This window comes from Streptomyces phytophilus (assembly GCF_013870535.1).
GTDB lineage: Bacteria > Actinomycetota > Actinomycetes > Streptomycetales > Streptomycetaceae > Streptomyces > Streptomyces phytophilus.
In genome coordinates this window covers 1-14,571 of sequence record NZ_JACBXC010000050.1, presented here as the reverse complement: position 1 = coordinate 14,571, position 14,571 = coordinate 1, and the positions used below count along the sequence as shown (strand labels likewise).

Sequence of the window (14,571 nt, the reverse complement as noted above, 5' to 3'; positions counted from 1 at the left end):
CCTGCCGATCCGCCACCGGCACTTGTCGACCTGTTGGCCGCCCCCGCCGCCCCGCCGCCCGCGCCGGCCAGCTCCACCAGCCACTCGCCGTCCGGATACGTCCCCCGCAGCTTCTCGATCACCGCCAGCGCGAGGCGCGTCTTGCCGACCCCGCCCGGTCCCGTGAGCGTGACGAGCCGCCGCTCCGCCAGCAGCCCCGCCACCTCCCCGACGGCCTCGTCCCGTCCGACGAGGTCGCCCAGCGGGGGAGCGATCAGGTTCGTACGCGCCGGGGCCGCGGACCTGCGCCCGGCGGCGGCCGGGGCGTCCAGTTCCGCGTCCTGCCGGAGCATCGCCCCGTGCAGCGCGGTGAGCGCCGGGCCGGGGTCGAGCCCCAGCTCGTCGGCGAGGCGGGCGCGCAGGTCCTCGTACCCCGCGAGGGCCTCGCTCTGGCGGCCCGCCCCGTACAGCGCCCGCAGATACACGGCGCGCAGCTGCTCCCGCAGAGGATGCCGCGCCACCAGCTCGGCCAGCTCGCCCACCACCTCGGCGTGCTCACCCAGCTCCAGCCGCGCTTCGGCCAGCGCCTCCGCCGCGGCCAGCCGCTCGTCCGCCAGCCGGGCCACCGCCGCCTGCGCGAAGGGCTCCCCGGCGAAGTCCGCGAAGGCGGGCCCGCGCCACAGCGCCAGGGCCTCTTCCAGCAGGGAGATCCGTCCGGCGGCGTCCGGCGCCGTACGGGCACGGGCGGCCAGCCGCGCGAACCGCCGGGCGTCCAGCGCGTCCGGGTCGTCCGCGGCCAGCACGAGCTGATAACCCGGCGCGCGCGTGGCGACCAGGTCCCGCCCGCCCGGCTCCGCGGCCTCCAGCACGGCCCGCAGCTGCGAGACCTTCGCCTGGAGCGACCGGGCCGGGTTCCCGGGCGGCTCGTCCCCCCACAGGTCGTCGATCAGCCGCGACGTCGCGACCGGCTGACCGGCGTGCGCCAGCAGGGACGCGAGGAGGGCACGGACCTTCAGCTCCGGTACGCGCACGGGCAGGCCGGTGTCCGTCCACACCGCCGTCTCGCCCAGCACCCCGAATCGCATGTCGATCACGGTAACCCAGGCCGCTGACACCGCCCCCGACGTCCCCTGACGGCCGGCGAGGGCCCGCGGAGGCCCGCCGCGGATGCCGGCTCCCGCCCCGCCCGAACGCCCCCGAGCCCGGCCCGAACACGACCCGAGCCGGATCCGATGCGGCCCCCCGGACAGTGAGGTGCACCGGACGAGGAGCCCCCGGCCGGCAGGACGACGAACGAGGAGCCCGCACATGTCCGCCACCCTCCACCCCACGCCCGCCACCCCCACCCCCACCCCCACCCCCATGACTCCCGCGACCGCCCCCGTGCCCCACCGCCTCACCGGCAAGACCGCCCTCGTCACCGGCGGCAGCCGCGGCATCGGCCGCGCCATCGCCCAGCGCCTGGCCGCCGAAGGCGCCCGCGTAGGCGTGCACTACGCGACCAACGACGCGTCGGCCAAGGAGACCGTGCGCGTCATCGAGGCGGCCGGCGGCAGCGCCGTCGCCTTCGGTACCGAGCTGGGCCGCCCGGGGGACGCGGCTGCGCTGTGGCGGGAGTTCGACGCCCACGCGGACGGCCTCGACATCCTCGTCAACAACGCCGGCGTCAGCGGCCCGGGCGAGATCCACCAGGTCTCCGAGGCCGACTTCGACGCGGTGTTCGCCGTCAACGCCAAGGCCCCGTTCTTCCTCATCCAGCAGGGCCTGGAGCGCCTCCGCGACGGCGGCAGGATCGTCAACATCTCGTCGGGCGTCACCAGGACCGCCTTCCCCGCGATGGTCGCGTACGCCGCCGCCAAGGGCGCGATCGACGTACTGACGCTGACGCTCGCCCAGGCCCTCGGCTCCCGCGGCATTACCGTCAACGCGGTGTCCCCGGGGACCGTCGAGACCGACATCCACCCCTGGCTGGCCGACCCCGGGGCCCGCGCCCGCGCCGCCGCCTTCTCGGTCTTCGACCGCGTGGGGCGCCCCGACGACGTGGCCGACGTGGTCGCCTTCCTCGCCTCCGCGGACGCCCGGTGGGTGACCGGCCAGAACGTCGACGTCAGCGGCGGCTCTGGCTTCGGCATCTGAACGCGCCCCGCCGCGCATCCCCTTGCACACGCTCCCGGAGAGATCTCATGTCCCACACGCTCATGGTCGTGGCCCACCCGCGCACCGACTCCCTCACCGCGCAGGTCGCGGCCGGACTGCAGGCCCGGATACGGGACGGAGGCGGCACGGTCGACGTCCTGGACCTGTACGCCGAGCGCTTCGACCCGCGCCTGCACCCCGAGGACGAACCCGACTGGGAGAACCGCGACAAGCGGTACTCCGCCGAGGTCCACGCCCACATGGACCGCATCACCGCGGCCGACGACATCCTCGTCGTCTTCCCGGTGTGGTGGTACGCGCCGCCGGCCATCCTCAAGGGCTGGATCGACCGCGTCTGGAACTACGGCTTCGCCTACGGTCGCAGCACCCCGCGGCTCGCCGCGAAGCGGATGCTGTGGCTGGGGCTGGCCGGCGCCACGGCCGCCGAGTACGCCCGCGACGGCCTGGACACCGCGCTGGACACGCAACTGCGGGTCGGCATCTCCGAGTACAACGGCATCACCGCGTCGGCGGTGCGGCTGCTGCACGGCACCGAGCTGACGGGCGTCCCCGTACACGTACGGCCCGCGAGGGTGCGGGAGACGCTGGCCGCGGCGGAGGCGGCCCGGCAGGAGGTCCTGGGCGACGGGCGACAGCACTACACATCACGTCGGACGCCGCAGCGCGGTACCGCACTCGCGCGCGTGGAGGCGACCTCATGAGCACCAACGCCGACCGCAACGCCGACGCCCTTGCCCCCGAAGACCGCCGCACCCCGCCACCGCGCGCCGGAGCGCGCCAGTGGCTCGGCCTCGCGCTGCTGCTGGTGCCGGTCGCCCTGATGACCGCCGACCTGGGCGTGCTCTGGCTCGCCACCCCGTACCTCGCCGCCGACCTGCGGCCCAGCGGCTCCGAGGTGCTGTGGATCACCGACATCTACGGGTTCCTCACCGCGGGCACCCTCGTGATCATGGGCACGCTCGGCGACCGCGTCGGCCGCCGCAGGCTGCTGCTGGCGGGTGCCGCCGGGTTCATGGTCGCGTCGGTGGTCGCCGCGTACGCGCCGAACGCCGCGACCCTGATCGGCGCCCGCGCCGTACTCGGAGTGGCCGGCGCGGCCGTACTGCCCTCCACCCTCTCCCTGCTCAGCCACATGTTCGCCGATCCGCGGCAGCGGGCGACGGCCATCGCGATGTGGGTCACGGCACTGTCCGCGGGCCTGGCGGCGGGGCCGATCGTCGGCGGCGTGCTGCTGGAGCACTGGTGGTGGGGTTCGGTGTTCCTGATCGGGCTGCCCGTGATGCTGCCGGTGCTGCTGGCCGCACCGCTGCTGCTGCCGGAGTACCGCGACCCGGACCCGGGCCGCCTGGACCTGCCGAGCGTCGCGCTGTTCCTGACGTCGGTCCTGCCGCTGGTCTACGCGGTCAAGCACACCGCGGAACACGGCCCGGACGGGACGGCCGCGCTCGCCACGGCGGTGGGCGCGGTGGCGGTGGCCGCCTTCATACGCCGGCAGAACCGGCTGGCGGACCCGCTGCTGGACCTGGCGCTGTTCCGCCGCCGGGAGTTCACCGGAGCACTGCTCACCCTGCTGCTGGGCATGACGGCGCTCAACGGGGTCGAATACCTCGTGCCGCAGTACCTCCAGGCGGTGACGGAACTGTCCCCGCTGGCGGCGGGCCTGTGGCTGGTGCCGGGCGCGGCGGGACTGGTGGCGGGCTCGCAGCTCACCCCGGTCCTGGCGAGGCGGTACCGCCCGGCGTGGGTCCTGGTGGCCGGCCTGCTGATCTCCCTCGTCGGCTACGCGATGCTGACCACCGTGACGGGCGTCGGCGCCACGGCGGCGGGCCTGACGGTGGTCATGTTCGGCGTCGCCCCGATCAGCGTCCTGGGCACGGCCCTCGCCGTAGGCGGCGCACCCCCGCCGAAGGCGGGCGCCGCCGCCGCGACCGGCCAGACGGCGTACGACCTGGGCCTGGCGCTCGGCATCGCGGTAACCGGCAGCCTGGCGGCGGCGGTCTACCGCAACGAGATGCCCGCCGACACCCCCGCCGAGGCCCGCGACACCGTAGGCGCAGCCCTCGACACGGCAGCCGCCCTGCCCGACCCCGAACGCGCCGCGGCCCTGGCGGCAACGGCAAGGGACGCCTTCACCGCGGGCCTGCACACGGCAGCGGCGGCGAGCGCGGCGGTGGCGCTGGTGACGGCGGCGGTGGCGGCGGTGCTGCTGCGGCGGGTCCCGCCGATCACGGGGGAGGAGCAGAAGGAGGAACCCGAGGAAGAGCAGAAGGCACTCATCAACAACTGAGCACGACGAAGCCCGGAGCCCGAACCGAAGGGGCCCCGGGCTTCGCCCCGCGCGAAAGCCCCGCGGGGCGGCCGCGAGGACTCACCGCGACGAGCACCCCGTACGGGAAATGGTGGCCCACACACACTTCCCGGCCCCACCCCGCGCCTCCACCCCCCACCGCTCCGCCAACTCCGCAACGAGCGCCAGCCCGTACCCACCGGACGCATCCGGCACCCGCGGCACCGGCGGCAGCTCACTGCCGTCATGCACCTCGATCCGCACCCCGCCCTCCACCACCACGAACCGGGTACGGATCTCCCGCCCGGGCGGCACCCGCGCATGCACGACGGCGTTGGCCACCAACTCCGACAACACCGCCACCGCCGCAAACTCCAACTCCCCCAAGCCCCAAGCAGCCAACGCCTTCCGCAACTGCGCCCGAGCCAACCCCACACACCTCCGATGCCGCCTCCACTGCCACACCATCACCGTTTCGTCGCTGTCCACTTGCTGAAGCCGCATGGCCGACACCATGGGCGAAGAGGTGCCGATCTCGTTTCCCGACGAGGGGGATACCCACGGTGGGTACACTCCTTGGACAGATCGGCAGTCGCTCCGCAAGCGGTAGATGGCGGGGAAATCGCATGTCAGCACGCATGTCACCAATCGCTCTGCCACCGCACGTACTCGATCGGCCCGAGGTGCAGGCGGTCCTGCGCTGTCATGATTTCGGCAAGGTCTTCAAACTGGCCCGGCAGTGGGGCGGAATCAGCTTCGTGAAGATCGCCGATGCCTGCGACATCAAGCCTGAACGAGTGGGGCGGTTGGCCCGAGGCGAGGGCGCTATCACCACTTACGAGAAGATCACGCGTATCGCAGATGCACTGGCTATCCCCGGGCACCTGGTGGGTCTGGCACCGCGTCCGTGGGAGCCAACGCAACCCGACGCCCTGCCGCAGGGCGAACGCTCTTTCCCATCGTCTGGGCCCGAGCCGAGGGCAACCGGTGTCTCCCGACGTGGAGCGGGTGCAAAAGCTGATCGAGAAGGAGACGACGTGGAGCGAAGGAGATTCCTCGCGGCATCGGGACTGGCAGGCATCGTCGGCGTGCTCCCCGAACAGAATGCGGGGTCACGCCTCGGACACCGGGAGGTAGCGCAGCTGAGGCTGCGCTCCTCCCGGCTTCGCCGGTTGGACGATGTTCTCGGCGGGGCGGATACGCGTCATATCTACCGCACCGAGCTGGACGGAACGGTGCGCTTGATGCGCCACGCCAGTTATTCGGAGGCGACTGGAAGACTGTTGCTCTCCGTCGTTTCCGAATTGGCGCAACAGGCTGGGTGGGCCGCGTTCGATGCGGGGGACCAACGGGAGGCGACTACCCTTTATCGGCGGGCATACGAGGCGGCGAGAGAAGCCGGCGACCGGGCGCTTGAAGGCAACTCTCTTGCGTTTCTGGCGTATCAGCAGGTCAGCAGTACAGCGTCGGGCGTGGCCACCGCGATGGAGTCGTGCCGTACGGCGGGATCCGACGTGCCTCCCACCGTCCGGGGGCTGCTGCACGAGCGTCGGGCCTGGGCGCACGCCCGTGCCGGTGAGGCAAAGGAAACCGAGGCTGCACTCGCCCAAGCGGAGGAGGCCCTGAGCGGTGGTTTCGACCATCCCGGCCCCGAATGGGCCTCGTGGGTTGACGGGCGCGAGTTGCAGATCATGAAAGGGCGCTGCTGGGCGGAGTTGCGCCGCCCGTTACGCGCCGTGCCGGAGCTGGAGACGGCGCTGGCCGACTTCGATGACGCACAGGCCAGGGACAAGGCCCTCTACCTCTCCTGGCTGGCTCACGCCTACTTGGACGCCGGTGAGGTAGAACAGTCGGCGAAGGTGATCGGCAGGGCCATCGACCTCTCCGCCGGAGTCGGCTCGGTCCGCCCCCGACAACGCATCCAGACCTTCCTCACCCGCCTGCACCCGCACCGGTCGCTTGAGCCAGTAGCCGACGTACTACATCGAGCGGGATAGCTCAGGTCCTGGCGTCAGGGAGTGTTTTCCAACCTCAGTTTGAGTTGGACATGTGCAGGGTGAGGACGGCTTGGACCAGGCTGGTGATGCGTGTGGTGGAGTCCGCAGCAGGCGGCAGGGCACTCGGTGGTAGCTGGCGGCGGCCAGGAGGTGGCGCGGGACGGCCAAGCGGACCGGTGGAGATCGGCGGTCGGCTACTTGCCGTCGTCCTGCGGGTTCCGTTTCTGCCGGCGCTGGGCTCCGGCTTCAGTTACTGGGGCAGGAGTGGTGGCTGGGCTTCTCGTGGCACGGATGGAAGTACGGCGGTTGGCTCTTGTAGGTGATGGCCTCCCAGTGCTGCTCCGGAGACTGTGGTTTGGCCTCAGCGAGGAACGGCTTGTCACCATCTCGAAGGGTGACCTCGCCGGGATTCTGCTGTGCGTCCACATACCGTGCCAGGATCTCCCATGTACAAGATTGTTCACGCGTTGATGCGCTTACGCGGAGCCCGCCAGGTTCTAAACCACCCCCGAGATCGATACGTCGCTTATCGAAGAATGGCTGTCCCTGATCGCGCCCATCAGCGTTTACTAGCTGCGGTTTGTCTTTTTCCAGGTTGATCGCCAATCCTGGATATTCAGCCACGCCTTGCCCTGAAACATCGACAAGGGTTCCTGCCGACGGCTCAGTGCAGGTGACTTCGACTGGTGTCATATCTACGATGCTCAACTGGGCAGCGCGTTCCGAGAAAATATTCATTTTGAACGTGGTCGTGTAGGTCGATGAATGGATCAACCTGCCACCCAGCGGGCGGAGGAGGTCCCAGACCTTGGAAGGCGGGGTGGCCTGGAGTGTGGTCACTTCTTCGGGGGATAGCGGCCGATCGAGGACGACCGAGAATCCAGCATCGGTCGGATCGGTGTCATAGGTGATCGACGTCGTGAACGGGACTACTTCTTGGTCCAGGTCCCGATGGGCTTCCCGTTCCGCGGCAGCCCGCGGGTTGGTCGTCCACAGATCGAACGCGAAGCTGGCCGCGAAACCCCCCATGCTGGCGAGGATCCCTAACGTGATCGTGATTCCCCAGGCGCGGCGTCGGGTCCTCCGGGATGCGCCTCGCCCTTCGGGAAATAATCGTTCTTCAAGTACGTCACGGACTGTTGGGTCGAATTCAGCGGAGCGCAGCGTGGGGTCATTCTGCGGCTGGGATGAGGAAGAATTCGAATCAGTCATGGCTGACCCTTCTTCTAGATCCATAAGGTGGCTACAGTTGCTAGCCTTTTGAGGGTATACCCGGGGTGCGCCACATTTAGCTCTCACGGAACCACAGAGCCTCCGGCCGCCGGCGGGGTGGCTGGAATCACCACGCCAACGACGAGGGGATCTGCCACGTCACCACCCACGCCGAACAAGCCGTCTCACCCCGCAACACCGGATGAAAGACGTTCGCTGACGCCGTGCCCGATCCAAGGACGTAAAGGGTCACCACACCACCATCTGTACCCATGGGGCCGCGAGGAAGCTGCCGTGACGCACACGGCCAGCGCTCCATTCCCCGAACGAACGGGACTGGACTCGTGCCTGAATGCCTCCCTCTCGATTGGACTTACGCCCCTGCTGTTGGGGCCCCTCCGAGGCTGGCGACGATGACGCTGACGCGCGCCGGGCCGTGCTGCGAGCCCTCCGAGTCCGATGACCACCAGGCGAATCGCCGCGCGCCAGTATGTCGTGTTGCGAGTCTCTGGGGCTGATGACGACCCCGGGCGAGGCGGTGCACGACGGCGTACCGCTCGGGTTGCGAACCCTTCGAGGCTGATGTGACCCGTGTGCCTGGCCTCCCCCGAGCGGCCCGAGAATGGAGACGGTCTGGTACCGCGCCTCGGAGAAGCTCCATACTCACCCCATGAACATAGACCTCACCGATCGAGTAGCCCGCGGCGACGACTGGGACGAAATCGAGGAGATGGCCACCAGCAAGTACGGTGCGAGCATGGACGCAGAGCAGGACCGGATTTCTGCCGCAGTCCATGAATTGCATTCCAGGGGTATCTACCCGATGATGGGGATCGACTGGTCGAATATCTCGGTCTTCTACATCGTTGGGGGTTATGCCCTCGCCAAGGTTGCTGGCCCGATGGCAGAGGCGTTGGGCACGAAGTTAGGAGAACGCCTTGGCCAGTCGGTGGCTGAGGCGACCAGTCAGGTCCGTTTGCAGTTCACCAGATCGCCAGGTCATTACGAACTTTTAGTCAAGGGTCCGAACGGGAAGGTAAGGATGCTGGTCGACCCCGATCTGCCGGATGATGCCAAAATCGCCTTGCTGGAGTTCGATTTCGGTGACGCTGCACATGCCGGCAAGACTTTCACCTGGGACGCAGCGTCGGGTGAATGGACTGAGGATCGCGCATCTTGGTACCCCTGGGTGCGCAGGCACCTCTGATAGATGGATCTTCGGCCAAGAGAACCGTCTCCACCAGAGGCTTCGTATGCTCGTCTACCCGTCCGGGAGCGACGTGTCCAGCTCCGCCCTGCGATTCCTGTCCGCCCGGCTGCGTGACCGTCGCCGGCAACGCGGCACCCGCTGGAGACGGCTGACCCCTGGCCGTCAGGCCCTGCTCACCCTCGCGCACCTGCGGTGCGGGCACACCTACGCCCAACTCGCCGCCGGGTTCAACGTCGGCACCACCATCGCCGAGGCCGTCGAGGTCCTGGGCCGCCCTCGCACCCACCCTCACCGAGGCGATGAAGACCGCCGCCACCAGGGCATTCGCGATCCTGGACGGCACGCTGCTGCCGATCGACCGGATCGCCGCCGACCGGCCCTTCTACTCCGGGAAACACAAGAAGCACGGCATGAACGTGCAGGTCATCACCGACCCGGCGGGACGGCTGCTAGGGGCATCCCCAGCACTGCCCGGAGCCGTCCACGACATCAAAGCCGCGCGAACCCACGGCATCATCGACGCGATGACCGAAGCCGGAGTGGAGTGCTGGGCGGACAAGGGCTACCGCGGCGCCGGCGGCACCGTACGCCTGCCGTACCGGGGCCGCTGGGAAACGCTGTCCGCATGCCAGCAAGCCGTCAACCGCTCGCACACGAAGATCCGCGCACTTGTCGAACAGGCGATGGCCACCCTCAAGACCTGGCGGCTTCTACGCAGGCTTCGGTGCTCCACCACACGCATCACCAGCCTCGTCCAAGCCGTCCTCACCCTGCACCTGGCCTGCTCAAACTGAGGTTGAAAAACCCTCAGGGGCTTCGACGGTACGGCGTACCCAATCCAGGTAGGGCCGGGAGCCGGCTGTCATCGGGATGGCTGTGATCTCCGGGTTGCTCCAGGGGTGATGCTCCACCAGGTGCGCTTCCAACTCAGGGTATCGGTCAGCAGTGGTCTTGAAGATGACCTGCCATTCCTCTCCTTCCCCGAACTCTCCCTGATGCCAGAACAGCGACACGACAGGACCGACCACTTGTACTCCGGCTGCCAGCCGCGCCTGCGTCACGCTGCGGCCCAGCTCCACCGCTGCCTCGCGCGTCTCGGCCGCGGTGTAGACCTGCATGAAGTCCCTCATGTTCAGAGGCTAGTGGCTCTCGAACGACTACCTGAAGCATCCGATGTTGGCCGGACTCGAACCAAGCAGATTCGCGCCCTGCCGTAAGCGCACTTCGCGACTCGCAGGAGGCGGAACCCCGCGGGATGCACTCTTGCAGCGCGGAGGGCATGCACGGGGGCGAATTCGAGGTGTCGCTCCTCCTCCACGGCGCACCACTCCTCCCACGCGAGGGTAACGAGAAACAACGACCACGCGGCCCCGAGCGACCGCTTCTACTCACCCTGGACATAAGGGTCTACACAACGGGCTCCATCGGCCACCCCTCCCTTGCCACGAAAGCCTCCTGGACAGCCTCTGCCACTCGGGAGCCACCGACCTGACGGTGCTCAACTCCAGCAGAGGTCACCCCGCGGGCGGCCGAGCACTCCGTATAAAGGAACCGGCCAGTCAATCGGCGGGACCATCCCAGTGCGCGGGGAGCCGGAGGCGACAGGGATCCGCTCCACCGGGGTGGGGGGCCTCGCGTATGCGGGGAGCACGGTGTTGGCGGGGGAGCGTGAGGACTGGCCGGGGGACCAACCCCGCGGGTGCGGGGAGCGGCCTTCCTGACCTGCGGTGTTGCCTTGCGACTCGCGGGGTTTCAAGCACTATCGTTGACTCGGGTATCTCTGTCGATAGGTGGCGAGCCAGAGCGAAAGTACCCTAAGCGGTCAGGTGGTGTGCCAACAGGTGTGCGGCCAGCTCCGGGTAGTGGTCCGCCGTGGTCCGGAAGGCGATCGTGTCGCATGCACGGCTGGTGGCGGGGCTCTTCGGGCCAGCGCCATCGCCGCCTCGCGTGTCTCGGCCGCGGTGTGAACCTGTACGGAATCCCTCATGTGCGTAGGTTATTCAGCTCACTATCCACGCGGGGCGGCCTGTTGCCCGGGGTCTCGGTCGGAGAGGGCCCGTGCTCGGCTCCTGCCCGCCCTCAGACCCGGCGGATCTGCATCACCGCCACCCTCGCGTCGTGACCGTCCACGTGCATCGGTACCACCTTCGTCCACCGCAGCCGCAGTTGCGTGCCGTTCGTGCCCGGCACCCACCCGATCTGGTCGATCCCGCGCGCGAACGCGCGCTTCTCGTAGTTGGGCAGCAGCAGCGGCATCGGACTGCGGTTCACGTCGCCCGTCCAGATCACCGGGAAGCCGCGGGCGCGCCAGTAGCCCAGTACCTCGTCGCGGTGCTTGCGGAAGTGTCGTTCCCACATGTCGTCCCGCCACGCCTCGTGCGGGTCCGCCGTGCCGTTGAACGCCCCCGCCACGTAATGGGTGTTCGCGAAGACGAATCTCGCACGCGGGTCGTCCGCCCGTGCCAGTACCGCCTCGGTGATGACCCGGTGCGGCGAGACCCCCGCCTTGCCGCCGTGGGCGAAGGTGACCCTGCGGTCGACGATGTCGTACGCCTTGGGGATCGACATCGGCACCCTGCGGGCGCGGCCCTCCTCCTCGAAGATGTTCCGGTAGGCGCTGCCGAAGTACTGGTTGATCCAGCGGGGTTCCTGGTTGTCGCTCCCGTCCCCCTCGCCGATCTCCTGCCAGCCCACCAGCGGTGTGGTCAGCCGGCCGTCGATCGTCACCGCGTGCCGGACGTCCCGGATGGCGCGTTCCCGCTGTCCCATGTTCTTGCGGCCGATGTTGGCCGTGATGACGACGAGCCGCTGCCAGCCGGCGGCCGCTTCGGCGGTGTTCGCGGCGTCCGCGCGCTCCGCCGCGGCCAGGGTGCCGGCCGTGCCGGCGAGGGCCGCGCCGCCGAGTCCCAGGGCGCGCCTTCTGGTGATCGCTTCCATGACTTCTCCCTCCGCGGGCTTCGGGTGCGGTCTCTACTGGACGTAGTAGCCGTCCGCGTTCAGGCGCAGCGCGCCGTTCATCGGGTAGCGGGGGCCGCCGTCCCACCAGTGCCACACCACCCGGAGGGTGCCGTCGGGGACGGCGAAGACGTCCATGCCGCCCGGCCCGCGGTGGTTGCCCGGCAGGCCGCGGTACGGGCCGAGGCCGCCGGAGCCGGTGTAGCCGAAGTACGGGCGCTCCACCCCGTTGCGGAGGGGCTTGCAGCGGGAGGAGGGGAGCGGGGTGGTGCCGCATTCGGCGATGCCCGTGGCGTAGCGGGCGCTGTCCCAGTTGTTGCCGGAGTACATCAGGTACCAGGTGCCGTTGGCCCGCCGCCACATCGACGGGTTCTCGACGACGTGGGTGCCGCCGCTGGTTCCGCGGGTGTCCCAGGTGATGTCGGTGCTCTTGAGTACGTCCCGGCGGGTGTTCCAGACGGCCCGGCCCTCGCCGTCGGTGCGTACGGTCGAGATGCCCGTCTCGGCGCCGGCCGCGATCGCGTCGTCCCGGTAGGTGACGTACATGGTGCCGCCGTGGACGAAGGGGTTCGCGTCGATCGCCCACCGCCCGCCCGGCGGGCAGGCCCATTCGCCCGCGCTGCGGAACGGGCCGCGGGCGGATGTCGCGACGGCCCGGCCGATGCACTTCTGCCCGGAGCCCTTGCGCGAGGCGGTGTAGAACATGAAGTAGCGGTCGCCGTAACGGGCCACACCCGGGGCCCAGATGGCGCCGCCCGGCTCGGCCCAGGCGCCCGGTCCGCCGGGCAGTGCGTCGCCCGAGGCGCAGTCGGTCATGCCGACCGTGTTGCCGGATCCGTGTACGAGTACGGGGACGTAGAGCCGCCCGGTGGCGCCGTCGCAGCGCTTCCCGCGGCCGGCGGGCACCGTGGTGCCGTAGGTGACGTACCGGCCGTCCTTCGCCTGCGCGGTGTCGGGATCGGCGAGTGGGAAGGACGACGGGTTCGCCGCCGGGGAGATGCCGCCGGCGGCGGGAGCCGGCGCTGCCGGCGCTGCCGGCGGTGTCGGCGGGGCCGCGTCGGCGAGCGGGGCCCCGACGGCCAGGGCTGTGGCCGTGCTCGTCACGGCGAGCAGTCGGCGGATACGGGTGCGCACGGTTCTCCCCTGTCGTCGGCGTCACCGCCGATTCAAGGGGGCGCGCATACAAAGCAGATACACACCCGGTCGAGGGTCAGCGCGGGGCGTACCCGAAGCGTTCGTCCGTGGAGACGATCTCGCGGCCCAGGGGCATGAGCGAGATCGGGATGAGCTTCAGGTTCGCCCAGCCGAAGGGGATGCCGATGATCGACAGGAAGAGCGGGATGCTGGTGATCAGGTGGCCGAGCGCCAGCCACCAGCCGGCGAAGATCACCCAGATCACGTTGCCGACGACCGACGGCGCGCCCGCGCCCGGCCGCTCCACCGTCGTGCGGCCGAACGGCCACAGCACGTACCCCGCGATCCGCAGCGACGCGATGCCGAACGGGATCGTGACGATCAGGATGAAGCACACCAGTGCGGCGATCGTGTAGGCGATCGCCATCCAGATTCCGCAGAAGATCAGCCACAGGATGTTCAAGAGCAGGTTGAACAGCTTCATGATCGGCACCTTTCCCGGGCTCTGCCTCTGTACGGTCCGTCGACACAAGTATCGGCGCGCAGGGCGCCGGGACGGAAACGCAGCGCGGGGGAAGCGGCCGCGACTGCCCCGCGCCCCCCGGCGCGGGACAGTCGCGGCCTGCGGGCCGGACCGTCAGACCCCCACCGGGGTACGGTCCCTCTCCGGCGCCGCCGGCACGGCCACCGGCTCCGGGGCCCGGTGCCGGTGGATCAGCAGCGCCAGCAGCGCGCCCAGCCCCACCGCCGCCGCGCCGACCCACAGCGCCGGTGTCACGCCGTCGACGAAGCTCTGCCCCGTCTCGTAGCCGCCCTGGGCGGAGAAGACCGCGGCCAGTACGGCGATGCCCAGCGCGCCGCCAAGCTCCCGCAGCGCGTTGTTCGCCCCCGACGCGATGCCCTGCTCCTCCGGAGCGACGCTGGACAGGACGACGTTCGCGGAGGGCGCGAAGTACATCGCCATACCCACGCCGCTCACCGTCAGCGCCGGCAGGATCGACCCGTACGAGAAGCCCACCTCGACCGCCACCGCCCAGAGCACCAGCCCCAGCGCCTGGAGCGCCAGACCGGCCGCGATGATCGGCCGGCCGCCGATGCGGTCGGAGAGCGCGCCGGCGATCGGGGTGACGATCAGCGGCATCGCGGTCCACGGCAGCATGCGCAGGCCCGCCTCCAGCGGCGAGTAGCCGCCGACGCCCTGGAGGAACTGGCTGAGCAGGAAGATCGAGCCGAACATCCCGATGAACATCAGCACGCTCGCCGCGTTGACGGCGCTGAAGCTGCGGTTGCGGAAGAGGCGCATGGGCAGCATGGGGTTCGTGGCGCGCAGCTCGTACGCGACGAAGGCGGTCAGCAGCACCGGCGCGGCGATCAGCCCGGTGAGGACGGGGGCGGCGGTCCAGCCGTCGGCGTTGCCGCGGACGAGGGCGTAGATGAGGCCGAAGAGCGCGGTGCTGGCCAGGACGGTGCCGGGGATGTCGAGGCGGTCGTTCGGGCCGTGGCTCTCAGCCAGCTTCAGCCGGACCAGCGGGATGAGGGCGATGCCGACGGGCACGTTCAGCCAGAAGATCCAGTGCCACGAGATGTGCTCGGTCAGCGCCCCGCCGACCAGCGGCCCGGACGCGACGGCCAGGCCCTGC

13 protein-coding genes and 1 pseudogene are annotated in these 14,571 nt (G+C 69.9%); 6 read left to right on the top strand and 8 right to left on the bottom strand.

Going from position 1 to position 14,571, the window contains the following annotated elements:
• A partial coding sequence (locus H5J30_RS05560; RefSeq protein ID WP_220188566.1) for an AfsR/SARP family transcriptional regulator occupies window positions 1-1,064 on the bottom strand: 1,064 nt, incomplete at its 3' end.
• Between the two features lie 277 nt (window positions 1,065-1,341).
• On the opposite strand from H5J30_RS05560, the gene H5J30_RS05555 reads away from it, so the two are divergent.
• The 3 genes from H5J30_RS05555 to H5J30_RS05545 are packed head-to-tail and all read left to right on the top strand — an operon-like array spanning window position 1,342 to window position 4,423.
• Window positions 1,342-2,115, top strand: a complete 774-nt coding sequence (locus H5J30_RS05555; RefSeq protein ID WP_181786035.1) for an SDR family oxidoreductase — start codon at window positions 1,342-1,344, stop codon at window positions 2,113-2,115.
• A 47-nt stretch (window positions 2,116-2,162) separates the two neighbouring features.
• Window positions 2,163-2,837: an NAD(P)H oxidoreductase gene (locus H5J30_RS05550; protein WP_181786032.1), complete on the top strand. Its 675-nt coding sequence runs from the start codon at window positions 2,163-2,165 to the stop codon at window positions 2,835-2,837.
• Window positions 2,834-4,423: an MFS transporter gene (locus tag H5J30_RS05545; RefSeq protein WP_181786031.1), complete on the top strand. Its 1,590-nt coding sequence runs from the start codon at window positions 2,834-2,836 to the stop codon at window positions 4,421-4,423. Before H5J30_RS05550 ends, H5J30_RS05545 begins: the two co-directional genes overlap by 4 nt.
• An 81-nt stretch (window positions 4,424-4,504) precedes the next feature.
• Here H5J30_RS05545 and H5J30_RS36445 read toward each other — a convergent pair whose 3' ends face one another.
• Window positions 4,505-4,891: an ATP-binding protein gene (locus H5J30_RS36445; RefSeq protein WP_374100944.1), complete on the bottom strand. Its 387-nt coding sequence runs from the start codon at window positions 4,889-4,891 to the stop codon at window positions 4,505-4,507.
• A gap of 158 nt (window positions 4,892-5,049) precedes the next feature.
• On the opposite strand from H5J30_RS36445, the gene H5J30_RS05535 reads away from it, so the two are divergent.
• Window positions 5,050-6,420: an NsdA family TPR-like regulatory protein gene (locus H5J30_RS05535; RefSeq protein ID WP_181786029.1), complete on the top strand. Its 1,371-nt coding sequence runs from the start codon at window positions 5,050-5,052 to the stop codon at window positions 6,418-6,420.
• A gap of 246 nt (window positions 6,421-6,666) precedes the next feature.
• Here the strand turns inward: H5J30_RS05535 and H5J30_RS05530 are convergent, their stop codons facing one another.
• On the bottom strand, window positions 6,667-7,632 hold the full coding sequence (locus H5J30_RS05530; protein ID WP_220188565.1) for a hypothetical protein: 966 nt from the start codon (window positions 7,630-7,632) through the stop codon (window positions 6,667-6,669).
• A 670-nt stretch (window positions 7,633-8,302) separates the two neighbouring features.
• Here H5J30_RS05530 and H5J30_RS05525 point away from each other — a divergent pair.
• The gene (locus H5J30_RS05525) at window positions 8,303-8,839 is read left to right on the top strand and encodes a hypothetical protein (RefSeq protein WP_181786028.1); all 537 of its coding nucleotides are present in this window, start codon (window positions 8,303-8,305) and stop codon (window positions 8,837-8,839) included.
• 46 nt (window positions 8,840-8,885) lie between these two features.
• Window positions 8,886-9,636, top strand: a pseudogene (locus H5J30_RS05520) (transposase family protein).
• Here H5J30_RS05520 and cutA read toward each other — a convergent pair.
• The 5 genes from cutA to H5J30_RS05495 all read right to left on the bottom strand — a co-directional run.
• Entirely contained in the window at window positions 9,628-9,972 is a 345-nt protein-coding gene (gene cutA / locus H5J30_RS05515; protein ID WP_181786027.1) for a divalent-cation tolerance protein CutA, read from the bottom strand. The pseudogene H5J30_RS05520 and the gene cutA sit on opposite strands and share 9 nt — an antisense overlap.
• 949 nt (window positions 9,973-10,921) lie before the next feature.
• Entirely contained in the window at window positions 10,922-11,779 is an 858-nt protein-coding gene (locus tag H5J30_RS05510) for a hypothetical protein (RefSeq protein ID WP_181786026.1), read from the bottom strand.
• A 33-nt stretch (window positions 11,780-11,812) separates the two neighbouring features.
• Window positions 11,813-12,931 carry a family 43 glycosylhydrolase gene (locus H5J30_RS05505; protein ID WP_181786025.1) on the bottom strand — a complete coding sequence of 373 codons (1,119 nt, stop codon included), beginning with the start codon at window positions 12,929-12,931 and terminating at the stop codon, window positions 11,813-11,815.
• 76 nt (window positions 12,932-13,007) lie between these two features.
• Window positions 13,008-13,415, bottom strand: coding sequence for a YccF domain-containing protein (locus H5J30_RS05500; protein ID WP_181786024.1), 408 nt, complete (start codon window positions 13,413-13,415; stop codon window positions 13,008-13,010).
• Between the two features lie 153 nt (window positions 13,416-13,568).
• Window positions 13,569-14,571, bottom strand: a 1,003-nt coding sequence (locus H5J30_RS05495; protein WP_181786023.1) for an MFS transporter, incomplete at its 5' end; no start/stop codon positions are given.